Genomic DNA, 22,294 nt, shown 5'->3' with positions numbered 1-22,294 from the left:
TTAAATTAAAGCGCCCTGTCAGGGAATCCTGGCAGGGCGTTTTGCTGTGGTGCGCTCTCGCATGGGGAGCCCCCTCTCTTTACCTGTGGGGCCCGCTACGCGGGTCCGGCCACCGGGCACAGCCCGGCGGCGCTCCGCCACACTCGCCGCAGTGCGGCGAAAGCCGTGTGGCTACGCCCCCATGCGAGACGCTTCTCTCCCACTACCTCGCGGCGCAAGCGCCGCCATGCGACACCGGCTACCGCCGGTGGACGCCGCAGGCGCCCCGAAGGGGTCAACGCACCGCGTTGATCAAGTAGGTCGACCCTCTGCCCGCTTACTCCCGCAACCGCCCAGGTACTCCGGAACGAATCACTCCAATACCCCACCAACCTGCACCCTCTCCCGCAAATACCCCGCGACCGTCATCCCGAACCGCAAACGAAACCATCGTGAAAACGCCTTGCCGTCGCTGAACGCCAGCATTCTGGCCAGTTGCTGGATATCCGCCGGGGTCTGCGACAACTGTTGCACAACGAGGGTCCCGCGGATCTCATCCAGTAGCGCCTGGTAAGTACTGCCGTGGACTTTCAGCAGCCGGTGAAGGTGTCGGCCGCTGACGCCTATGCGCTGGCAAACGTCCTCCCGCGATACGCGGCCGCTCGCCAGCAGTGCGTGGATTTCATGACGAACGCGGTCGAGCAGATGCTGTGGCGGGCCGTTGGCGGTGAGGGACATCTCCGCCTGCTGACACAGTGTGTCGAAGACAAGCGCATCGCCTGTTGTCGAGGGCGTGTTCAGGGTCTGGGGGTTAAGCAGCAATGCGGAGCAGGGTTGGTTGAAACGAACCGGTGCCGGGAAGACCTGTTGGTAGAGGGGATGCGGGGCGCCGTCGAGCGTGCGTGGCGGGTGGGCCAGATGGACTTCGCGCAGTGCCTGGCTGTTCATGCGCTGGATCATCAGGGCAAGGCTGGCGAGTAGCCATTCTTCATTGTCGCTGATCAATTGCGGGTCTTCGTAGGCCATCTGCACGCACCACAGGGTCGCCCCGGGCCGGTGTCTGAGGTGCAGCTCGAAGAGGTTCGTGGCCAGCTGGCCGAATCGGACAAGCGCGTCAAAAAAATGCCGGATGCTGGGGCTGCTGAGGCAAAGAAAGCCGAGCATGCCGACGTTGGCCCTGGACGGGTCAAATTGCGCAACGAGCTGCAGGCCCGGGATGGGGGCGGGCTGTAACGCAAGGCGATGTCTGAAGAGCCGCTCGACGATGGCCTGGCGTACCCAGCCATCTGTCGGGGCAATGTCCTGTTCGGACAGGCCGGTTTCCCTGAGCACCCGCTGCCGGGGGAGGCCATAGGCCGCACAGGCGCGGAGATAGAGTTGCACGACAGACGTATGCAGCCAGCCCCCGGCGGGAGGCGCGGGTCTGCCAGGTGAGGCATGGCCAGCAAGCGCAGCGGTGTTTCGTTTCATGAGCAAACCCTGCTCTCTCTTTTTCTGGACCAGTTCACAAATCGGGATGAGAGCGGCATCAATGTCCGAATTTGCGAGCGGTCGTGTCCTTTTAAGTGGTTCTCGTGTCAGCACGCCAGGTTCAGGCTACGGAGTCGCTTGAATGCTGACAAGGCTTATATACCAAGAAGAATCAGGGAGAGACATGTATGAAACGCAGCAGGATGTGGGCGCAATATGGCTTGATGACGCGTAGCGCCATGATGATCGTACTCAGCGCTGCCCTGACGGGCATCGCTCATGCGCAAACCACCACACTGGGCACGCGCGGTACGCAGAGCGAGGTCAATCCGGTCATCACGGAAGGCGCCGGTGCGCAATGGTCTTCCTATTCGCGCAACCGGGAGTATCCCCGCACGGCCACATTGCCCTTGCAGTTCATTGATACGCCGGAAGGCGGAAAACTGGCCGTGCTGGTGACGGTGCCGGCTGATGCGCAGGGGAACCCGGTGCCGGGTCCTTTCCCGGTGATCCTGACACAAACCGCCTACCGTATTGACCTCGGTGCGTTGCTGGGTTCGATCCTGCCGTCGCAAACCACGTTGCTGATTGGCGGCGAGGATCAGTACATGATTCGACGCGGCTATATATCCGTAGCCGTGGACGTGCGTGGCACCGGGATGTCCTCCGGTGTCACCGCATTGCTGGGCGAAGAGGAGCAGGCGGGTTACCGTGCTGCGGTGGAGTGGGTCAATCAGCAACCCTGGTTTGATGGCAATCTTGGACTCGCCGGTACCTCGTATCTGGGCATCGCGGCGTTGCAGACGGCTGCCCAGGGCCACCCGTCCGTGAAGGCCGTGTTCGCGCAGGTGCCGATGGGCGATCCATACCGCGACACGGTGGTCACCGGCGGATTGCTGAATGCCGAATTCGTCAATCTGTGGCTGTCGCTGACATACAGTCTGAGTGTCAGCAACGACCTGGCGGAACGCGCCTATCCGCAGCATGCTGAATACATTCGAGGGGTGACGGAGGAGCATGTCGCGGCACTGGATGCCTGGTATCTGCCCACCGTGAACAATGCACTGGATAACGTTCCCGGCTATGCCACCGATGACGGTGCTTTCTGGGCGGTGCGTTCGCCGTTGGAAAGCGCGCGACACATTGAGGTGCCCACCTTCCTGGTGGGCGCCAGCAACGATATCTTCCAGCGCGGTGTGCCGCTGTTGTACGAGCAGATCAAGCAGCAGGGCAACACGAAACTGCTGGTGCTCAAGGGCTCTCATGTATCGTCGATTCTTGATTCGGCCGTTGGCAATCAGTTGAACGGTGGCGCCCCGGGCTCCCAGCAGTTGCTGTTGCGCTGGTTCGATCACTATCTTAAGGGCATGGATACCGGCGTCGATGACATGCCCACTGTGACGCAGTATGTGGAGGGGTACGGGTTGCTCGGTACCCAGCGTTTCGCCACCGCGACCGACTGGCCTCATCCGGCAATCAGCCCGCAGCGCTATTATTTGCGCGCCAACAAACGCCTCACCCGCAACACGCCCTATTCATTCGAATGGCCACACCGGCTGTATGAGCCGGCAGCGCCGGACGTCTCCGTGGTCCGCAGCGCCGATGGGCGGCAGCTGGAAGGTTCGGTGACGGTCCGGGATCACAGTGCCTGCTCAAGCAGCGGGGTGCAGTGGTCGCTGGGCCTGAACGGATTGCTGCCGCTGCCGTGCCATGCCGACAACCGCTATGTGGAGGCACGCCAGGACGCACTGGTATACGAAACGGCGCCGTTGCTGCGGAGCATGTACATCAATGGTCCGATCCAGGCCGATCTCTGGGTGTCGGCGACGCGTCCCCATGCGGCCCTGGCGGTGCGGGTGTCTGTGGTCGATCCGCTGGGTCGGGCCACGCCGATCTCCACGGGGTTGATGTCGGCGGCGCACCGCAAGGTCGATGAGCAGCGCGCCCGCTATATCGACGGTGTGATGATGCAGCCGTGGCATTCGTTTGCCGAGCAGGACATGCAGCCGCTGCAGCCGAATGAGCCGGTCTTGGTGCCGGTCGAGATATTCCCGGCGGCGGCGCTGATCCGTCCGGGGCACCGGTTGCGTGTCTCCATCAGTGCCAGTAACCAGATTCAGGGTGTCTGGCCTCTGCCGTTGCAGGCGCTGGCTGAAGGTAACGCCATCACTCTCTATAACGACGCGCAGCGTCCTTCCAGTGTGGTGCTGCCGGTCGTGCCGGTCAGCGAACTCTAGGCTCAGGGTCGGCGCCCGCCTGTCCCCGTGCAATGTGGAATCGGATGGGCGAGGCGCCGCGCCTTCACGGTGCAACCCGATGGTGCAACCAGTGTGGTGCATCTGCACCACGGTGATGCGCCAATCCCCGGGAAAGCGATGCCGTCCGTCCTGTTCACGCCACACCCTCCCCGAAATTAATCAATAAAAATCATCACGTTAAATCTTTCTGTCACGACGCCTTCACGCGCTGGCACACCCCTTGCTTTTCAAGAACACAAACTTGTGTACAAGAAGGTGCTCAAAAGCATGTACGGGTGGATGATCAACGATTGGCTGGCCGCATACCGGGACGGACCCGCCACACCGCAGGTGCTGGTGGGGGAGCTGGTCGAGCAGTTGCGGCAGGGGGATCCGGCAATCTGGATAGCGGTCGCCACCGACAGCCAGCTGGCGCGCCAACTGGCGCAGCTTGCCGAACGCCTGGCGGCGGCGGGGGGCGCACAGGAGGCGTTGCCGCTTTACGGTGTTCCCTTCGCCATCAAGGACAACATTGATGTGGCCGGTTGGCAGACCACCGCCGCCTGCCCGGGGTTTGCGCGCGAGGCCGAGCAGACGGCTGCGGGCGTACAACGGCTGATGGAAGCCGGCGCCATTCTGGTGGGCAAGACCAATCTGGATCAGTTTGCTACCGGCCTGGTGGGCACGCGTTCGCCATATGGGGCAGTGCGCAATCCTTTCAATCCCGAGTTCATATCCGGCGGCTCCAGTTCCGGTTCGGCGGTGGCGGTGGCGCTGGGGCAGGTGCCCTTTGCGCTGGGTACGGACACGGCGGGTTCCGGGCGGGTGCCAGCGGGCTTCAATAATCTGGTGGGTCTCAAGCCGACACGCGGTGCCGCCAGTGTGCGGGGTGTTGTTCCCGCGTGCCGCTCCCTGGATTGCCTGTCGGTGTTCGCCCTGGATGTGGGCGATGCCGAGACGGTGGCCGGGCAACTTTATGGTTTTGATCCCGAGGACGAGTATGCGCGGCCCCGGCCGGATACTGCGCCGCGTGCGTTTGGCGCGGCGTTGCGTCTGGGCGTGCCGCAGTCGCCGGCATGGTTTGGTGATACAGAAGCCGCCGCCTGCTTCGAACAGGCCTGCGATGGGTGGCGTGCACTGGGCGCGACGCTGGTGCCGCTGGATTTCTCGGCGTTTCATGACGCAGCGGCGCTGCTCTACCACGGCCCCTGGCTGGCCGAACGCCATGTCGCGGTCGGTGATCTGGTGGCCGAGGGCGGGCTGGAGGGTGTTGATCCCATTGTCGCCAGCATTATCGCCTCGGGCGGTCAGTCGTCAGCCACGGATTATTTTCGCGCCGAGTATGCGCTGGCGGGGCTCAAGCGCAAAGCCGATGCGTTGATGGCGCAGGTGGATGCCTTGCTGGTGCCGACGACGCCCAGCCATTACCGGCTGCGGGACATCGAGGCTGAGCCGGTCGAGCTGAATACCCGCCTGGGCACCTACACCAACTTCGTCAACCTCCTGGATATGGCCGCGCTGGCCTTGCCCGGCCCCTTCCGCGCCAGTGGCCTGCCCACCGGCATTACCTTGATCGCCCCGGCCTGGTCGGATGCGGCGCTGCTTGAGTTGGGGCGTCGCTGGCAAACCGCACAACCCTGGCCGCGCGGTGCGACCGGGCAGGCGCTGCCGCCCCTGGTGTCCTCTGTTCCCGCTACGGTGCCGCAGGGGTGCGTGCGCCTGGCGGTGGTCGGTGCCCATCTCTCTGGCATGCCGCTCAACGGCCAACTGATTGAGCGCGGCGCCGCGTTCGTCGAGCGCACGACCACCGCACCGGAATACCGCTTCTATGCCCTGGCGGGCACGGTGCCGCCGAAGCCGGGGCTGCTTCGTGATGCGGAGGGTGCCGCTATCGAAGTGGAGCTGTGGGATGTGCCGGTGGGCGCGTTCGGCTCCTTTGTCGCCCTGATCCCGGCCCCGCTGGGCATCGGCACGCTGCGGCTGGCCGACGGGCGCGAAGTAAAAGGATTCATCTGTGAGGGCTGGGCGCGGGACGACGCCCTGGACATCACCTCATTCGGAGGCTGGCGCCGCTACATGGCGAGCGTCGCCAGCGCCACCGGACAGACAGCGGAGTAAGCAGCATGTTCAGCAAAGTATTGATCGCGAACCGGGGTGAGATTGCTGTACGCAGTATGCGTACCCTGCGCCGGTTGGGTATCGCCAGTGTGGCGGTGTATTCCGAGGCAGACCGCAACGCCATGCATGTGGAGCAGGCGGACGAAGCGGTGCACATCGGCAATGCGCCCGCTGCCGAAAGCTATCTGTGCGGGGATCGTATTATTCAGGCGGCACGGAATACCGGTGCTCAAGCCATCATTCCCGGCTACGGTTTCCTGTCCGAAAATGCCGGTTTCGCTGAAGCCTGTGCGGAAGCGGGGCTGGTCTTTCTCGGGCCAACGCCCACGCAAATGCGCCAGTTCGGGCTCAAGCATGAAGCGCGCGCCCTGGCCGAGGCGGCCGGTGTGCCGCTGGCGCCGGGCACCGGGCTGCTGCGCGATCTGGAGGAAGCGCTGGCTGCCGCCGGGCAGATAGGTTACCCGGTGATGCTCAAGAGTACCGCCGGTGGTGGCGGTATCGGCCTGTCCCGGTGTGACGACGACGCGGCGCTGCGCGATGCCTTCGAATCCGTACAGCGCATGGGCCAGAACTTCTTCAGCGACGGCGGTGTGTTTCTGGAGCGCTTTGTGGATCGCGCCCGGCATATCGAAGTGCAGATATTTGGCGACGGCGAGGGCCGGGTGCTGGCCCTGGGCGAACGGGACTGCTCCATCCAGCGCCGTAACCAGAAAGTGATTGAGGAAACCCCCGCGCCCGGGCTGCCCGCCGCCACGCGAGAAAAACTGATGGCGGCTGCTGTGCGCCTCGGTGAGTCGGTGAACTACCTGTCTGCGGGCACGGTGGAATTTATCTACGACGCGGGCCGCGATGAATTCTATTTTCTGGAGGTCAATACACGCCTTCAGGTTGAGCATGGCATCACCGAGACCGTCACCGGCATTGATCTGGTGGAATGGATGCTCTGCGTCGGCGCGGGCGAGTTGCCCGCGCTGGACACGGTCACCGTAGCGCCACAGGGCGCCGCCATCGAAGTGCGACTGTATGCGGAAGATCCGGTGCGGCAGTTTCAGCCGTCCCCGGGTGTGCTGACCGAGGTCGTGTTTCCGGACAATGTGCGCCTGGACGGTTGGGTCGCCACCGGTACGGAAGTGTCGCCCTACTATGACCCGATGATCGCCAAGCTGATTGTGCGGGGTGATAACCGTGAGGCCGCGATTGCCGCATTGCGCGCTGCGCTGGACGCGACCCGTTTGTGCGGCATCACCACCAATCTGGATTATCTGCGCGCCATCAGCGCCAGTGATGCGTTCATTGAGGGTGTGTTTTCCACCCGCTATCTCGACAGCTTTGTGTATGCGCCGCAGGCGCTGGAAGTCGTGGCGCCAGGCACCTATACCACGGTGCAGGATTATCCGGGGCGCACCGGCTACTGGCATATCGGCGTGCCGCCCTCCGGGCCGATGGATGATTACGCCTTCCGGTTGGCCAACCGTATCGTCGGCAATGAGGAGAGCGCCGCCGGGCTGGAAAGCACCTTGATAGGGCCGACCTTGCGCTGCCACAGCGATACGGTGATTGCGCTGACAGGCGCGCCCACGGACGCCACCCTGGATGACGCACCCGTACCCTTCTGGACGCCGGTGACGGTACGCGCCGGGCAGGTACTCCGCATGGGCCGGGCCAGCGCCGGGTGCCGCACCTATCTGGCCGTGCGCAACGGTATTGATGTGCCGGATTATCTGGGCAGCAAGGCCACCTTCGCGCTGGGTCAGTTCGGTGGTCACGGCGGTCGGCCGCTGCGTGGGGGCGATCTGCTGGACATTTGCGCGCCGAGCCGCCCGGGCTGCCCGACGCCAGCACCGGTTGCGGCACCCGAGCCGGCAGGTCAGGCGCTGGTACCCGTTTACGGCGATACCTGGGATATCGCGGTGCTGTATGGCCCGCATGGCGCACCGGATTTTTTCCAGCCGGAATCCATCGAGACGTTTCTCGCGTCCGAATGGACGGTGCACTACAACTCGAACCGGCTCGGCATTCGCCTGAGCGGCCCCAAGCCCACCTGGACGCGCAGTGACGGCGGCGAAGCCGGGCTGCATCCGTCGAACATTCACGATTGTGAATACGCCATCGGCAGCATCAACTTTACCGGCGACATGCCGGTGATCCTGACACGCGACGGCCCCAGCCTCGGCGGCTTTGTTTGCCCGGTCACGATCTGCAAAGCGGAACTGTGGAAAGTCGGCCAGGTGAAGCCCGGCGATCGCATTCGTTTTCGGCGCATCGACTTTGATGAAGCGCGGGCGCTGGAGCTGGCCCAGGATGCCGCGATCGCGGCCTTGCAAGAAACAGCGCCGACCGTGGCACCTGGCCTGGCCATGGTGCCCGCCGATACCGTCTCGGAAACCGTGCTGGCAGAGCTGCCCGCGCAGCCGGGTCGCCCTGTGGTCGCCTATCGCCAGGCCGGGGACCGCTACATCCTCATTGAATATGGCCCCAACGTGCTCGACCTGACGCTGCGCTTTCGCGTGCACGCGTTGATGCAGGCGCTTGAGGCGCAGCCGATCAAGGGCGTGCTGGAGCTGTCGCCGGGCGTGCGCTCCTTGCAGGTCAATTACGACAGCCGCGTGATCAGCCAGCGGGATCTGATGACCGCATTGCTGGCTATCGAACATGAACTGCCGCCGGTGGGTGACATGAAGGTGCGCACCCGGGTGATCCGGTTGCCGCTGGCGTTCGAGGATTCTGCCACGCTGGACGCGGTGGCCCGTTACCGCCAGTCGGTGCGCGACACGGCGCCGTGGTTGCCCAGCAACGCCGAGTTTATTCGTCGCATCAACGGCCTCGACAGTGTCGAGCAGGTGCGCGACATCATCCATCAGGCCAGCTATATGGTGCTGGGCCTGGGCGATGTCTACCTGGGCGCGCCCTGCGCCGTGCCGGTGGACCCACGCCATCGTCTGCTGACCTCGAAATACAATCCGGCCCGCACCTACACCGCCGAAGGCACCGTCGGCATCGGCGGCGTTTACATGTGCATTTACGGTATGGATTCCCCGGGTGGCTACCAGCTGGTGGGCCGCACGCTGCCGATCTGGAACAAGTTTCTCAAGAACAGCGCCTTCGCCGATGACAAGCCCTGGCTACTGCGCTTTTTCGATCAGGTGCGCTTCTACCCGGTGACGGAAGAAGAGCTCACCGCACAACGGGAGGCTTTCCGCGAAGGGCGTCTGACGCTGGATATTCACGAAGAAGATTTCGATCTTGGCGAGCATCACCGCTTCCTCGACAGCATCGCACCGGAACTGGCCGCGTTTCAGGCACGCCAGAAACAGGCCTTCGATGCGGAGGTGGCGCTGTGGCAGGAAGAGGAAGCACTGGACGCTATGCATCGCGACCAGGATGCACGTCAGGTCGATATCGATACGCCTGTGGGGGGCGAGCTGGTGTCCGCGGACATCAGCGGCAACATCTGGAAGTTGATGGTGGAAATCGGCAAACCGGTGAAAACGGGTGATCCGCTGCTGATCATCGAAGCCATGAAAATGGAGTTTGCCGTTCATGCGCCTGCGGATGGCGTGGTGCACGCGGTGCATTGCGCGGAAGGGCGCGTTATCCAGGCGGGCGATCCGCTGGTGGTCATCATGGAGCAGGCATCATGATCGAATTGTCGCGTATCGACTCGGGCAATGCATCACGCAGCGCCACCCGCGCCGCCAATCTGGCGGAGCGCATCTACGGCCAGCTCAAGCGGGACATCTTTGATTTCCGGCTGTTGCCCGGCGACCGCTTTACCGAAACGGAAGTGGCCGAACGTATGGGGGTCAGTCGCACGCCGGTGCGCGAGGCGCTGTTCCGCTTGCAGCGGGAGAGCTATGTCGAGGTGCTGTACCGCAATGGCTGGCGCGTTCGCCCCTTCAATTTTGAATACTTCGAAGATCTGTACGACGTGCGCACCATTCTGGAGTGCGCGGCGGTGCGGCGGCTGTGCGATCGCGAAACGATGCCACAGCAACTCGAGGATCTGAAACGCATCTGGCTGGTGCCGGAAAGCGCGCGCCTGGAAGACATGAACACGCTCTCGGCCCTGGACGAGCGCTTCCATGAAATGCTGGTGGAGGCTGCGGGCAACAGCGAGATGGCGCTGATCCACCACGATATCACCGAGAAGATCCGCATTATCCGGCGGCTGGATTTCACCAAGCCACCGCGGGTGGATGCCACCTATGTGGAACACGGCATGGTGCTCAAGGCGATTCTCGAACGCCGCCCCGAGCCTGCCCAGATGATGCTCAAGGCGCATATCGAAGAAAGTCGCCGCGAAGTACGCAAGATCACATTGCACATGCTGCACAGCGCCCGGCAGGACGCGCAGGGCAGGGAATAACAACAGTGTTCAGGACCAGGGAAAACACGACAGTCCATCCAACCACGGAATCGGGGGTTCAACCATGAAAACGTCTTACTCTGCATCACGTCAGACCTGTCGCTCCCTGCGGCGGGGGCTGGCTTCGGCACTGGCACTGGCGGTGGGCAGCTACGGCACCGCCCACGCGCTGGAACTGCCGGGCGTCACGGTCGGCGCGGGCATGCGTACCAGCTTTGTCAGCGAGGAATCGGCAGCGCCGGACGGTGGCTCATCCAATGACTTCAGCCTCGACAGCATCCGGCTGTATGTGAACGGCCAGGTCAACGAGAACATCGGTTTCACGTTCAATACCGAGTACTACACCGACGTCAATGATGAAGAAACCATCAGCGTGCTCGATGCCATCGCACGGTTTGAGTATTCCGATGTGTTCAATATCTGGGCGGGGCGCTTCTTGCCGCCGAGTGATCGCTCGAATCTGAGTGGTCCTTACTATCTCACCACCTGGAATTTCCCGCCGGTGCAAGCCTACCCCGCCATCTTTGCCGGGCGTGATGACGGTCTCGCTTACTGGGGGCAAGTCGGCGGTGGTCAGTTCAAGTGGCAACTGGGGGTCTTCGAGGGACCGGAAACCCCGGGGGATGATCTGCTGTATGCCGCGCGCCTGACAGCCAATTTCTGGGACCCCGAGCCTGGCTATTACAACAGCAGCACCTATTACGGCGACAAGGACATTCTGGCAGTCGGTCTGGTGGCGCAGAGTCAGGACGGCGAGAACAGCTACAGCGTGGATGTGCTGATGGAAAAAAACCTGGGTGACGCCGGCACGGTGACCCTGGAAGGCGCCTATTACGACTACGACATTCTGGGCGGCCTGGATGCGCTCGGCGCTGAACCCAGCAACGGCTATTTTCTGCTGGCGGGTTACCTGTTCCCGCAGGAAGTCGGCATCGGCCGCATCCAGCCTGTAGTGCGCTACAGCTACGGCGAAATTGATAACGGCGCCGACGGCAAGGTCACCGATTACAACATCAACTACATCATCAGCGGCCATGGCGCGCGCATCAGCCTCGCCTATCAGGACAAGAAAGACACGCTGTTTGGTGACGACAACGTCTTTGTGCTCGGCCTGCAATTGCAGATGTAACCCGCACGCGCAGACAAACCGGAATTCAAGGAGTCAGACAATGAAAACGACATCACTACTGAGCAAGATCGCTGGGGTCTGCATGGCCGCCAGCGCCGCCCTGGGCATGACCGCCGCCCAGGCCGACACCATCAAGGTGGGTGTGCTGCACTCACTCTCCGGCACCATGGCCATCAGTGAAACGACACTCAAGGACACCATCCTGATGCTGATCGAAGAGCAGAACCGCAAGGGCGGCCTGCTTGGCAAGCAGCTGGAAGCGGTGGTGGTGGACCCGGCGTCCAACTGGCCGCTGTTTGCCGAGCGTTCCCGCGAGCTGCTGCAACGTCACAATGTGGACGTGGTCTTCGGTTGCTGGACCTCGGTATCGCGCAAGGCCGTGTTGCCGGTGTTCGAAGAGCTGAACGGATTGCTGTTCTACCCGGTGCAGTACGAAGGCGAGGAGTCCTCCCGCAACGTGATCTATACCGGCGCGGCGCCGAACCAGCAGGCGATTCCGGCGGTGGATTACCTGATGAACGACATGGGGATCGAGCGCTGGGTGCTGGCGGGGACCGACTATGTCTACCCGCGTACCACCAATCGCATCCTGGAAGCCTATCTGAAGAGCAAGGGCGTCAAGGACGAAGACATCATGATCAACTACACGCCGTTCGGCCATTCCGACTGGCAGAGCATTGTGTCTGACATCAAACGCTTCGGCTCGGCGGGCAAGCCTACTGCGGTGGTGTCCACCATCAACGGTGATGCCAACGTACCCTTCTACAACGAGCTGTCCAACCAGCAGGTGTCTGCCGAGGACATTCCCGTCGTGGCCTTCTCGGTGGGTGAAGAAGAGTTGTCCGGGATCGACGCCCGCAATCTGGTCGGCCACCTGTCCGCCTGGAACTACTTCATGAGCATCGAGAGTGACCAGAACGCCGAGTTCATCAAGAACTGGCATGCGTTTATCGGCGATACCAATCGTGTCACCAATGACCCGATGGAGGCGCATTACATCGGCTTCAATCTGTGGGCCCAGGCGGTGGAAAAAGCCGGCACGACGGATGTCGACAAGGTGCGCAGCGCGCTCTACGGCCTGGAAGTGCCCAACCTGACGGGCGGCACTGCCACGCTGTTGCCGAACCACCACATCACCAAGCCGGTGTTTATCGGCGAGATCCGTGCCGATGGCCAGTACGACGTGGTCTGGCAAACCGACGGTGAAGTACCGGGTGATGCCTGGTCCAGCTACCTGCCGGGCAGCAAGGACATCAAGGCGGACTGGGTCGAGCTCGAGTGCGGCAACTACAACACCAAAACCAGAAAGTGCGCAGGTCAGAACTATTAATACCTGAACAGTTGAAGCCAGACCTGCCGGGCGGGCAGCCGCCCGCCCGGCGTTTCGCAGCAGTACAGGAGTAGCCGGGTGAACAGCATCGTGGCAAGGCTGCCGCAGACAGGCAGCATCATCGCATTACTCTGTTATCTGATGTGGCCCATGTCGGTTCACGCAGAGAGTGGGGCGCACGCGGATAACGGTGGCGTGGCCGAATCATTCGCCCAGGAAGAACGGGTTCAGGAAGCGAACCATGACGATTTTCCCGCCTTGCTGGCGGAGCTTGCCACGGCAAGCTTCCCACGCAAGGTGGCGCTGGTGAACGAGCTGCAGTTGCGCGGCTGGCCGGGCGTGCGCGATGCGTTGGCAGGCTTGCTGGAAGGCGATCTGTATTATCAGCAGGATGACGCCGATACGGTGCGTGTCTATGTGGTGAGCGCTCAGGGCGACGCAGTGACCCTGTTCGATCCGGTCACACAGCAGACCCTGGAGCGGGACGCTATGACAGGGCTGCGACGCATTACCACCAACAATCCGCTGCGCCGCAACCTGCGGGGTGCCGTGGCGCGCTTTGATCTGCAGGATGCATCACCGGCGGTACGCCGGGATGCGGTGGCTGAACTGCGACGGGGGCTGGATGACGCCACCATCGCATTGCTGCGCGCACAGCAGGCCCATGAAACCCATCGTGGTGTGGCGCGCGATATCGATGTCGCGCTGGCCTTGCATGATCTGGAGGACACTGACGTCGCGGTGCGACTGGCGGCGCTGGAAGTGCTCAGCGGCGAGCTGGGCAATGATGTCTATAACCGCGTCCAGCGATTGCTGGCGACGGACGCCAGCGGCGAGCCGCTGGAACCCGATGCCGCCGTGCGGCAGATGGCTGAACGGGCCATCGCACGTATCGAGCAGCGGCGCAGCTTTTTCGGCTTTCTGGAAACGCTTTTCTTCGGCCTGAGCTTTGGCTCCGTGCTGGTGCTGGCGGCTATCGGGCTGGCCATCACCTTCGGTGTCATGGGCGTGATTAACATGGCCCACGGCGAGCTGATCATGATCGGCGCTTACACGTCCTATGTCGTGCAGCTGCTGATGCCGAACCAGATCGGTGTCGCGATACTCGTGGCGGTGCCGGCGGCCTTCATGGTGTCCGGTCTGGTGGGGGTGCTGATCGAGCGCGGCGTTGTCCGGTTTCTGTATGGTCGCCCGCTGGAAACGCTGCTGGCCACCTTCGGTATCAGCCTGATCCTGCAACAACTGGTGCGCACGATTTTCTCGCCCCTCAATCGTCAGGTGCAGACCCCGGACTGGATGAGTGGCCTGCTGCGCTTCAATGATGTCTTCGCCATCACCTACAACCGGCTGTATGTCCTGATCTTCATGTTTATCGTGTTTGCCCTGTTATGGCTGGTGATGCACCGCACCTCCCTGGGGCTGAAGGTGCGCGCGGTATCGCAGAATCGTGCCATGGCCCGCGCCATGGGCGTGCGCTCTGATCGCATTGATGCCCTGACCTTCGGGCTCGGTTCCGGCATCGCCGGGGTGGCGGGGGTGGCCCTGAGTCTGCTGACCAATGTCGGCCCCAATATGGGCCAGGCCTACATCATCGATTCCTTCATGGTGGTGGTGTTCGGCGGCGTGGGAAATCTCTGGGGCACGCTGATCGGTGGCCTGAGCCTGGGGCTGGGCACCAAGCTGGTGGAGCCGCATGTCGGCGCGGTGATGGCCAAGATATTGATGCTGGTGTTCATCATTCTGTTTATTCAGAAACGTAAACAGGGGCTCTTTCCGCAGAAAGGCCGTTCGGCGGAGGGGCACTGATGAGTGATCGCAGTGTATTGTCCCGTTTGATGCAGCACGATCTCGGCAGCCGCATCTTCCTTGGCCTGCTGTTGCTGGTGGGCGCCGGTATGCCCCTGGCGCACCTGCTGTTGCCGGAATCGTCTTTCCTGCACCCCTCCACCTATACGCTGGGGCTGGTAGGCAAATACATGACCTATGCCTTGCTGGCGATCTCGATTGATCTGATCTGGGGTTACTGCGGCATTCTCAGCCTGGGCCACACCGCGTTCTTTGCGCTGGGTGGTTACGCCATGGGTATGTATTTGATGCGCCAGATCGGCACCCGTGGCGTCTATGGCGATCCGGTGCTGCCGGATTTCATGGTGTTCCTGAGCTGGGACAGCTTGCCCTGGTACTGGCTGGGCATGGACATGTTCTGGTTTGCCATGTTGATGGTGCTGCTGATCCCCGGCCTGCTGGCGCTGGTATTCGGGTGGCTGGCCTTCCGCTCCCGCGTTGCCGGGGTCTACTTCTCGATCATCACCCAGGCACTGACCTTTGCGCTGATGCTGGCCTTTTTTCGCAACGAAATGGGCTTTGGTGGCAACAACGGGCTGACCGATTTCAAGGACATTCTGGGGTATGACCTGCAGGCCACCAGTACCCGCATCGGTTTGTTCGTTGTCACCGCCGTGGCATTGGGGCTGGGGTATATCGCCTGCCACTGGATTGTCCGTTCACGCTTCGGGCGCGTCATCACGGCGATCCGTGACGGCGAAGGCCGCGCCCGTTTCATGGGCTACCGCGTGGAGCATTACAAGCTCTGGTTGTTTGTGTTTTCCGGCATGCTGGCGGGCGTGGCGGGTGCCCTCTATGTGCCCCAGGTGGGCATCATCAATCCCGGCGAGTTCGCCCCGCTCAACGCCATTGAAGCCGTGGTCTGGGTCGCCGTCGGCGGTCGCGGCACCTTGTATGGCGCCGTGATGGGGGCGGTGCTGGTCAACTATATGAAGACCTACTTCACCGTCGCCTGGCCGGAGGCCTGGCTGTATGCCCTCGGCACCTTGTTCGTGGTGGTGACGCTGTTCCTGCCGCGCGGCGTGGTCGGGTTGCTGGAGAAGCTGAGGAGGCAGAAAACATGAAGTTGCCAAGATCCCTGGAATCTTTCGCCGATCGAAGTCAGGTGTTTGATATCGTCAATCCGGCGGTGCGCTCGCCGAAGCTGGATGTCAGCCACGGTACGATTCTTTATCTGGAGGACATCACTGTCAGCTTTGACGGCTTTCGGGCCCTCAACGAGCTGACCCTCTATGTCGAGCCGGGCGAGCTGCGTTGCATCATCGGCGCCAATGGTGCGGGCAAGACCACCATGATGGACGTGATTACCGGCAAGACCCGGCCGGACAGCGGCACGGCGTTTTTTGGCCAGAGCATCGACCTGTTGCGTTTGAGTGAGCCGGAGATCGCCCAGGCCGGCATTGGCCGCAAGTTCCAGAAGCCCACGGTATTCCCCGAGCACACGGTGTTCGAGAATCTGGAGCTGGCCATGGCCGGTGACCGCCGGGCCTGGCACATGCTGTTCGCGCGCCTGACCTCAGAGCAGTGTGACCGCATTGACGAAACGCTGGCCCTGATCGGCCTGACCGCGCAACGGCAGGCCCGCGCGGGCAGCCTGTCCCATGGCCAGAAGCAATGGCTGGAGATCGGCATGCTACTGATGCAGCGCCCGGCGTTACTGCTGGTGGATGAGCCCGTGGCGGGCATGACGCCGCAGGAAACCGAACGCACTGCTGAACTGTTGGTGTCGCTGGCAGGCAAGCACACCGTCGTGGTGGTGGAGCACGACATGGATTTCGTCCGTTCCATTGCGCGCACCGTCACGGTGCTGCACGAAGGCAGCGTGCTGGCGGAAGGCAACATGGCTGACGTGCAGGCTGACCCGCGGGTTGTCGAAGTCTATCTGGGGGAGCCGGCATGAGTGGTGAGGGCGTGGAGAGAGAAGGTGTAGTGAGTGCCGAAAGTGTGGAGAGCGCCGCGCCGCTGCTGAGCGTGGAGGGCGTGAACCAGCTCTATGGCGGCAGCCACACCCTCTGGGATGTGGCCATGACGGTACCGCAAGGCGGCTGCACCTGCCTGATGGGCCGCAATGGCATGGGCAAGACCACCTTGCTGAAATGCATTATGGGGCTGCTGCCGATAGCGTCCGGCACGATGCGGTATGCGGGTCAGGACCTGGCGCCGCTGCGGGCGGAAGCTCGGGCCGCCCTGAAAATCGGTTACGTACCTCAGGGGCGGGAAATCTTTCCGCAACTGACCGTGGAGGAGAACCTGCGCCTGGCGGTCTATGCGCGCCCGGACAAGTCGTTCGCGATTCTGGATCAGATCCACACGCTGTTCCCGGTGCTGAAATCGATGGCCCGCCGCCGGGGCGGTGATCTGTCCGGCGGCCAGCAGCAACAACTGGCCATCGGCCGGGCGCTGGTCATCGAGCCGCAACTGCTGATCCTGGACGAGCCCACGGAGGGCATCCAGCCGAATATCGTCCAGGAAATCGGGGACATCATCTTGCGCTTGAATCGGGAGCAGGGCCTGACCGTTCTTCTGGTGGAGCAGAAGTTGCCGTTTGCCCGCCGCGTGGCCACCGATTTCCGCATTATCGACAAGGGGCGTCTGGTGGCCGACGGCCCCATGGCTTCTCTGGATGACGGGCTTATCCGGCGCCACCTTACAGTTTAAATCGTGGGCTGGTTTCTCGCAGCGTACCGCCGGCGCGTGCCGGGCCGGACTGCCGAGATGCCCGGCTTGTCGGATACAAGCCCTCCCCTGTTGCGAGGTATGTTTGGGGCCATCGAGAAACGGTGGTAAGAACTTGTTCTGACATGGATCGGAGCTCAATGCAGGGGCGTTGTTCTATGTGGGTAAGTGCTGGTGGAATTGGCGTTGTTAGATCGGGAAGGTTTAGTGAAAATATTCGGGGTTCTCTGCGTGGTGTTTATGGCTTGGAGGGGCGCTTGTTGACGAATGTTCGGTTGTAGTCACTGCAGCTCTAACTCCTAGCTGGCAGTGACTATCTGCTTTCATTTAGGGTTGCAATAGCTATCCAAGTTGATGATTTAAGTGGCGGGGCACTGGCTCTGTCTTGAGATTCTGGCTATGCCAGGGCGGGCAATTCCCATTACAGTATCAAAGCCTCCAACAATAATTATTTCTCCGCTTGTTTGCTGGGCGACGCTTTGAATTCCGAAATAGGTTTGTGATGCTCCGTATACGCTGGTAGTCACTCCCCCCTGCATGTTGAAATCCGGGTCAAGCGAGCCATCAGAGTTGAATTTCATAAGGGTGGATCCCCCTGCTCCCGGAAGGTTTGATATCGGTATGATCAGGGATGCATCGTCCTGGATAAGAATTACCGAGTGTCGGTTAGGCACATATTGACCTGCAGGCACAGCAATGTTGAAGTTTGAGGCAATGCTATTGTCGAAATTAAGTTTCCCTAGAGGGTGGAGGGTGTCGCCAGAGCTTATTCGAGGGATGAGCGCGCTGCCAGAAATAAATCCTGAGGGTGCATGTCCTGCGGATACATGACTGGTGAGGTCATTGCTAATGCTGATGCTTCTTAGTGCGTCGCCATTCGGCAGAAATTCCGCTATTCCCTTAACAGGAATATTGCCCTCACTGTCTTTGATCCAATGGGCAGAATGGGTGACGAGAATCCGACCATCTATTCGGGGGAGAATGCTGGTTGCCCATGGAGAGGTCCCATTTCTATAAAGTCTTAGTTCAAAGTCAGGATCACGCAAATCTGCGTTTGTCCATCGTTCAATGCCGCGAGGCCTGCTTACCAAAAGGCGGCCTTCATAATCTTGTGCAATGGCGCGTGCATTCTGATCGGATAGGTGTGCGCTGTATTGATTCGAGTCGTAAAGAAACTCAGTGTTACCGTTCTCGTCGAGTCTGACAATTCCATAGGCATCGTCCCCTCTGAAATTGTTAAATTCTCCGTATAGTATGATTTTGTCATTTCCAAGAATGAAAGGTTTCTCAACTCTCGCTCTGAACAGGGAAATATCTACTTCGTTGAAAGTTGTGTCGATAGAGCTGTCTTCGTTTAGTCGCATGACTTTGAAATGGTTGGACGCAAGTCGAGTTACCAAGATGGCCTTGTTGTTGCTTTGCATTGAAACGCTGAGAGGCATTCCGTGCGTGGTTGTGTCGAAGGTGGCGCCGTAGTCGTCCACTTGAAGAGCCATTGCGCTACTGGAAAAAAGCATAATCAAGGCAAGTCGTGTTATTGCTGCTCTCATTTTCGCTCCTTGCTAGTTGTTATAATTGTTCAGGTCTTTCTGGGCTTTTTAGCCAAGATACTATCCCATGGATATATTCTTGGGTACATCCCTGTTGGTAATTATGGCAGGGAAGGGCTTTGCTCGCAGTGCGTATCCTGCTCTATGCAGAGTTCCGCCCGGCGATCTGTGATCCAGCTCTTGAGACAGGTGAGAAGGGGACTCCAGCCTACTGTGTCAGTGAGTGATGCGTCTGTGAACCAGCCACATGATAAGGGCCGCGCCGATGCCCCAGGCGCCGTTGACGATCAGGCCGCCGATCACGGTCTGCGTGGAGACGGGCAGTGACTTGAGGGGGAAGACCACCAGCATGGCCACTGCCGTCGGCGCTGCGGCCCCGAACAGCAGTGCCCGCAACCAGTAGCGTTTGCCGTGGCAGGCGCGGATCAGCGCCCAGAGCGGCAGACCCCAGAGGCCACCCCAGAAGGCCAGCGACAGGACCTGGGGGACGCCCAGCGGCGGCACCGGTGTCATGTTGAACGGCGGGGCAGGGATCGCGCCCAGGGTATAGAACAGACCGATCACCGATTGGTGAAACAGCAAGGTGGCAAGAAAGCCCGCAACAAAGGCCTTGATCCAGAGCATAGATACCTCCCGGAGGCCCGAGGCTGGGCCGTGCCGCACCATTATGGCGCGTCGGGGAGGGTGGTGCATCCTGACGGGCCGCCGCAGTTTTTGCTCACCTCGCCAGTCTAAAATGGTATCGTTACAGGCTGCGTGCCGGACGACCGTTTGTGGTGCCCATGCACCCGGGGTCAGCCGGTGTCTGGACAAGCGCTGAATACATTTTTTGACGGTCTCGCTTGGGACCGCACCCCTGACATCAGAGAACAAACGGGAGAACGCAGCATGAATGCTACAGCCAATACTGATCTCAAGATGCCGCTGGAGGCCCTGCAGGAGCGGGTGCGTCAGCAGAAAGACACGGTTGCCATGGTGCAGCCCCTGGGCGGCGGCACGCTGCGCGAGTACACCTGGGGCGAGCTGGATGACGAGACCCGCCGTATGGCGGCCTATCTGAAAAGCCTGAATCTGCCCGCAGGCTCCAATATTGCGCTGATGTCCAAGAACTGTGCTGAGTGGATGATGGCGGATTGGGCGATCTGGATGGCCGGGCATGTGAGTGTGCCGCTGTACCCGACGCTGACCGCCGAGAGCGTGCGCCAGATTCTGGAGCACAGTGAATCGAAGCTGCTGTTCGTGGGCAAGCTGGACGTCTGGGACGAGGCCAAGGCAGGTGTGCCGGACGGCATGCCGATGCTGTCCTTCTCGCTGTCGCCGGACGATGCGAAACAGGCCTTCCCCTGTTGGCCGGATGTCATTCGCGAGCAGCAGCCGCTGGCGGAGATCAGCACGCCGCGTAGCGATGACCTGGCTACCATCATTTACACCTCCGGCACCACCGGGATGCCCAAGGGGGTGATGCATAATTTCGGCAACCTGGCGATGATGGGCAGCAAGATGCCGAGCATCTATTCGCTCTCGTCGAACGACCGGATGATTTCCTACCTGCCATTGTCGCACGTGGCGGAGCGTGCAGCGGTGGAGCTGGCCATGCTGTATGTGGGCATGAAGGTGTTCTTTGCCGAGTCGCTGGATACCTTTGCCGAGGATATCAAGCGCGCCCGTCCGACACTGTTCTTTGCCGTGCCGCGCATCTGGACCAAGTTCTACCAGAAGGCGAGCGATGCGGTGCCCCCGGCCAAACTGGCCAAACTGCTGAAAATTCCTCTGCTTAACCGGGTGATCAAGAAGAAAGTCCTCAGTGCCATGGGTTTGCAGGACTGCCGTCTGGCATTGTCCGGCGCCTCGGCGCTGTCCGAGGAAGTGATCGTCTGGTTCAAGGCGCTGGGCCTGGAGATCCTGGAAGTGTATGGCATGACCGAAAATATGGCCTGGTCGCACACCACGCGTCAGGGGGACCAGAAAATCGGTTGGGTCGGCAAGCCGAACGACGGCGTTGAGTGCCGTATCGCGGAGAATGGCGAAATTCTGGTGCGTAGCCCGGGTAACATGACCGGCTATTTCAAGCAGCCGGACAAGACGCGCGAAGACCTCACGGAAGACGGCTGGCTGCACACCGGCGATGTGGGGGAGATCGATTCGGAAGGCCGCCTGCGCATCACGGGCCGGGTGAAGGAGATTTTCAAGACCGAGAAGGGCAAGTATGTGGCGCCAGCACCGATCGAGGGTCGTCTGGTGTCGCATCCGGGCCTGGATCAGGCCTGTGTGATGGGGGTGGATCTGCCGCAGCCGGTGGCGCTGCTGTGCCTGTCGCCGGAGGAAGAGGCGCATCTGGGCAGTGACGCGGCCCGTGATGCCTATATCGACGGCCTGAAGGCGCTGCTGACGCGCGTCAACAGCGAAATTGATGCCCACGAGCGGCTCGATGCCCTGGTGGTGGTGCCGGAAACCTGGGGCGTGGAGAACAACCTGCTGACCCCGACCCTCAAGCTCAAGCGCAACGAACTGGAAAAACTGTACAAGGATCGTGTGCCGGGCTGGGCCAGACAGCGGGGTGTCATCTGGGCGCGATGAGCCGCGCTGCGGAGGGGCCAGATGGCGACCTGGTGCGCTGTCTGGCCGATGGCCGCTACCATTCTGGCGAGACGCTGGGCGCCTTGCTGGGCGTTTCCCGGGCGGCTGTCTGGAAGCGCTTGCAGAAGCTGGCTGTGTTCGGGCTGGATGTGGAGTCCGTGCGCGGCAAGGGGTACCGCCTGCCGGGTGGGCTGAACCTGCTGGACGCGGAGGGGCTGCGTGCCGCCATGGCGGCGGCGGGCGGCAACCCGCAGGCGCTCTCGTTACACCTGCTGGATGCCACGGATTCCACCAATGCTGACGCTCTGGCGCTGTCCCGGGAGGGGTTGCGTCAGCCATTGGCCGTGTTGGCGGAATACCAGCGAGCTGGCCGTGGCCGCCGTGGTCGTGCCTGGCAGTCTCCCTATGGCCGTAACCTTTATCTGTCCTATGCGGAGAGTTTTTCCGGTGGGGCGGCGGCGCTGGATGGCCTGAGTCTGGTGGTGGGTGTGGTGGTGGCCGATGTGCTGGCAGGGGCGGGTCTGGCTGAACGGGTTCAGCTCAAATGGCCCAACGACATCTGGGTGGGCGGGCGCAAGCTTGGCGGCATTCTGGTGGAGCTGGCCGGTGACATGGACGGTGTCTGTGTGCCGGTCATCGGCATCGGCATCAACGGCCACCTGTCCGCTGCAGCGGCCGGGGCCATTGACCAGCCCTGGACGGACCTTGCCCGGGAGCTGGGTGGGGCACCCGATCGCAGCGGGCTGGCCGGCGCCCTGCTGGCGGGCCTGCAGCGTGCCCTGGCCACCTTCCGGCAGCAGGGGTTTGCCCCTTTCCGCGCTGCCTGGCAGCAGTACGATTGCTGTGCCGGGGAGTATGTCACGGTGCAGCTGGGCGAGCGGCGCATCACCGGGCGCGCCTGCGGGGTGACGGCGCAAGGGGCGCTGCTGGTGGACGTGGAAGGCACATTGCAGCAGTTTCATGGCGGAGAGGTGAGCGTGCGCCCACTTCCGTCAGAGTGAACCGGCGAGGGGAATC

The 22,294-nt window shown here is 61.8% G+C and carries 15 protein-coding genes; 12 read left to right on the top strand and 3 right to left on the bottom strand.

Going from position 1 to position 22,294, the window contains the following annotated elements; genetic code table 11:
• Positions 1 to 351: 351 nt before the first annotated feature.
• Complete coding sequence (locus tag DKW65_RS15275; RefSeq protein WP_162925906.1) at positions 352 to 1,563, bottom strand: AraC family transcriptional regulator; 1,212 nt, start codon at positions 1,561 to 1,563, stop codon at positions 352 to 354.
• A gap of 74 nt (positions 1,564 to 1,637) precedes the next feature.
• On the opposite strand from DKW65_RS15275, the gene DKW65_RS15270 reads away from it, so the two are divergent.
• The 10 genes from DKW65_RS15270 to urtE all read left to right on the top strand — a co-directional run bounded on the left by DKW65_RS15270 (position 1,638) and on the right by urtE (position 17,132).
• Positions 1,638 to 3,686: a CocE/NonD family hydrolase gene (locus DKW65_RS15270; protein ID WP_111658288.1), complete on the top strand. Its 2,049-nt coding sequence runs from the start codon at positions 1,638 to 1,640 to the stop codon at positions 3,684 to 3,686.
• 288 nt (positions 3,687 to 3,974) lie between these two features.
• Positions 3,975 to 5,804: an allophanate hydrolase gene (gene atzF / locus DKW65_RS15265; protein WP_111658300.1), complete on the top strand. Its 1,830-nt coding sequence runs from the start codon at positions 3,975 to 3,977 to the stop codon at positions 5,802 to 5,804.
• A gap of 5 nt (positions 5,805 to 5,809) precedes the next feature.
• On the top strand, positions 5,810 to 9,445 hold the full coding sequence (uca, locus tag DKW65_RS15260) for an urea carboxylase (protein ID WP_111658287.1): 3,636 nt from the start codon (positions 5,810 to 5,812) through the stop codon (positions 9,443 to 9,445).
• Positions 9,442 to 10,170: a GntR family transcriptional regulator gene (locus DKW65_RS15255; protein ID WP_111658286.1), complete on the top strand. Its 729-nt coding sequence runs from the start codon at positions 9,442 to 9,444 to the stop codon at positions 10,168 to 10,170. Before uca ends, DKW65_RS15255 begins: the two co-directional genes overlap by 4 nt.
• Before the next feature lie 64 nt (positions 10,171 to 10,234).
• Positions 10,235 to 11,299 carry a porin family protein gene (locus DKW65_RS15250; RefSeq protein ID WP_111658285.1) on the top strand — a complete coding sequence of 355 codons (1,065 nt, stop codon included), beginning with the start codon at positions 10,235 to 10,237 and terminating at the stop codon, positions 11,297 to 11,299.
• A 40-nt stretch (positions 11,300 to 11,339) separates the two neighbouring features.
• Positions 11,340 to 12,629 (top strand): urea ABC transporter substrate-binding protein, encoded by a 1,290-nt coding sequence (gene urtA / locus DKW65_RS15245; protein WP_111658284.1) that lies wholly within the window; start codon positions 11,340 to 11,342, stop codon positions 12,627 to 12,629.
• Between the two features lie 141 nt (positions 12,630 to 12,770).
• The gene (gene urtB, locus DKW65_RS15240; RefSeq protein WP_245932536.1) at positions 12,771 to 14,435 is read left to right on the top strand and encodes an urea ABC transporter permease subunit UrtB; all 1,665 of its coding nucleotides are present in this window, start codon (positions 12,771 to 12,773) and stop codon (positions 14,433 to 14,435) included.
• Positions 14,435 to 15,538, top strand: a complete 1,104-nt coding sequence (urtC, locus tag DKW65_RS15235; RefSeq protein ID WP_111658283.1) for an urea ABC transporter permease subunit UrtC — start codon at positions 14,435 to 14,437, stop codon at positions 15,536 to 15,538. Before urtB ends, urtC begins: the two co-directional genes overlap by 1 nt.
• Positions 15,535 to 16,374: an urea ABC transporter ATP-binding protein UrtD gene (gene urtD / locus DKW65_RS15230; RefSeq protein ID WP_111658282.1), complete on the top strand. Its 840-nt coding sequence runs from the start codon at positions 15,535 to 15,537 to the stop codon at positions 16,372 to 16,374. Before urtC ends, urtD begins: the two co-directional genes overlap by 4 nt.
• A 62-nt stretch (positions 16,375 to 16,436) precedes the next feature.
• Positions 16,437 to 17,132: an urea ABC transporter ATP-binding subunit UrtE gene (urtE, locus tag DKW65_RS15225; protein ID WP_111658298.1), complete on the top strand. Its 696-nt coding sequence runs from the start codon at positions 16,437 to 16,439 to the stop codon at positions 17,130 to 17,132.
• Positions 17,133 to 17,509: 377 nt separating this feature from the next.
• Here the strand turns inward: urtE and DKW65_RS15220 are convergent, their stop codons facing one another.
• Together DKW65_RS15220 and DKW65_RS15215 are read right to left on the bottom strand one after the other, a co-directional pair.
• Entirely contained in the window at positions 17,510 to 18,700 is a 1,191-nt protein-coding gene (locus tag DKW65_RS15220) for a hypothetical protein (protein ID WP_111658281.1), read from the bottom strand.
• A gap of 216 nt (positions 18,701 to 18,916) precedes the next feature.
• Positions 18,917 to 19,324, bottom strand: a complete 408-nt coding sequence (locus DKW65_RS15215; protein ID WP_111658280.1) for a hypothetical protein — start codon at positions 19,322 to 19,324, stop codon at positions 18,917 to 18,919.
• A 264-nt stretch (positions 19,325 to 19,588) separates the two neighbouring features.
• Between DKW65_RS15215 and DKW65_RS15210 the strand changes: the two genes are divergently transcribed.
• Both DKW65_RS15210 and birA read left to right on the top strand, forming a co-directional pair.
• Positions 19,589 to 21,277, top strand: a complete 1,689-nt coding sequence (locus tag DKW65_RS15210; protein WP_111658279.1) for an AMP-binding protein — start codon at positions 19,589 to 19,591, stop codon at positions 21,275 to 21,277.
• Complete coding sequence (gene birA / locus DKW65_RS15205; protein ID WP_111658278.1) at positions 21,274 to 22,278, top strand: bifunctional biotin--[acetyl-CoA-carboxylase] ligase/biotin operon repressor BirA; 1,005 nt, start codon at positions 21,274 to 21,276, stop codon at positions 22,276 to 22,278. The genes DKW65_RS15210 and birA overlap by 4 nt, the downstream gene beginning before the upstream one ends.
• Positions 22,279 to 22,294 lie beyond the last annotated feature (16 nt).

The organism is Isoalcanivorax indicus (assembly GCF_003259185.1).
GTDB classification, from domain to species: Bacteria; Pseudomonadota; Gammaproteobacteria; order Pseudomonadales; family Alcanivoracaceae; genus Isoalcanivorax; species Isoalcanivorax indicus.
The sequence above is the reverse complement of the archived record's forward strand: the minus strand, read 5'-3'. Positions and strand labels throughout refer to the sequence as shown.

Bases quoted from the DNA above. Each gene is read 5' to 3' on its own strand.
- atzF (WP_111658300.1), top strand. From the start codon at position 3,975: ATGTACGGGTGGATGATCAACGATTGGCTGGCCGCATACCGGGACGGA.
- uca (WP_111658287.1), top strand. From the start codon at position 5,810: ATGTTCAGCAAAGTATTGATCGCGAACCGGGGTGAGATTGCTGTACGC.
- urtB (WP_245932536.1), top strand. From the start codon at position 12,771: ATGTGGCCCATGTCGGTTCACGCAGAGAGTGGGGCGCACGCGGATAAC.
- DKW65_RS15220 (WP_111658281.1), bottom strand. From the start codon at position 18,700: ATGAGAGCAGCAATAACACGACTTGCCTTGATTATGCTTTTTTCCAGT.
- urtA (WP_111658284.1), top strand. From the start codon at position 11,340: ATGAAAACGACATCACTACTGAGCAAGATCGCTGGGGTCTGCATGGCC.
- DKW65_RS15270 (WP_111658288.1), top strand. From the start codon at position 1,638: ATGAAACGCAGCAGGATGTGGGCGCAATATGGCTTGATGACGCGTAGC.
- birA (WP_111658278.1), top strand. From the start codon at position 21,274: ATGAGCCGCGCTGCGGAGGGGCCAGATGGCGACCTGGTGCGCTGTCTG.
- DKW65_RS15215 (WP_111658280.1), bottom strand. From the start codon at position 19,324: ATGCTCTGGATCAAGGCCTTTGTTGCGGGCTTTCTTGCCACCTTGCTG.
- DKW65_RS15255 (WP_111658286.1), top strand. From the start codon at position 9,442: ATGATCGAATTGTCGCGTATCGACTCGGGCAATGCATCACGCAGCGCC.
- DKW65_RS15250 (WP_111658285.1), top strand. From the start codon at position 10,235: ATGAAAACGTCTTACTCTGCATCACGTCAGACCTGTCGCTCCCTGCGG.
- urtC (WP_111658283.1), top strand. From the start codon at position 14,435: ATGAGTGATCGCAGTGTATTGTCCCGTTTGATGCAGCACGATCTCGGC.
- DKW65_RS15210 (WP_111658279.1), top strand. From the start codon at position 19,589: ATGAATGCTACAGCCAATACTGATCTCAAGATGCCGCTGGAGGCCCTG.
- urtD (WP_111658282.1), top strand. From the start codon at position 15,535: ATGAAGTTGCCAAGATCCCTGGAATCTTTCGCCGATCGAAGTCAGGTG.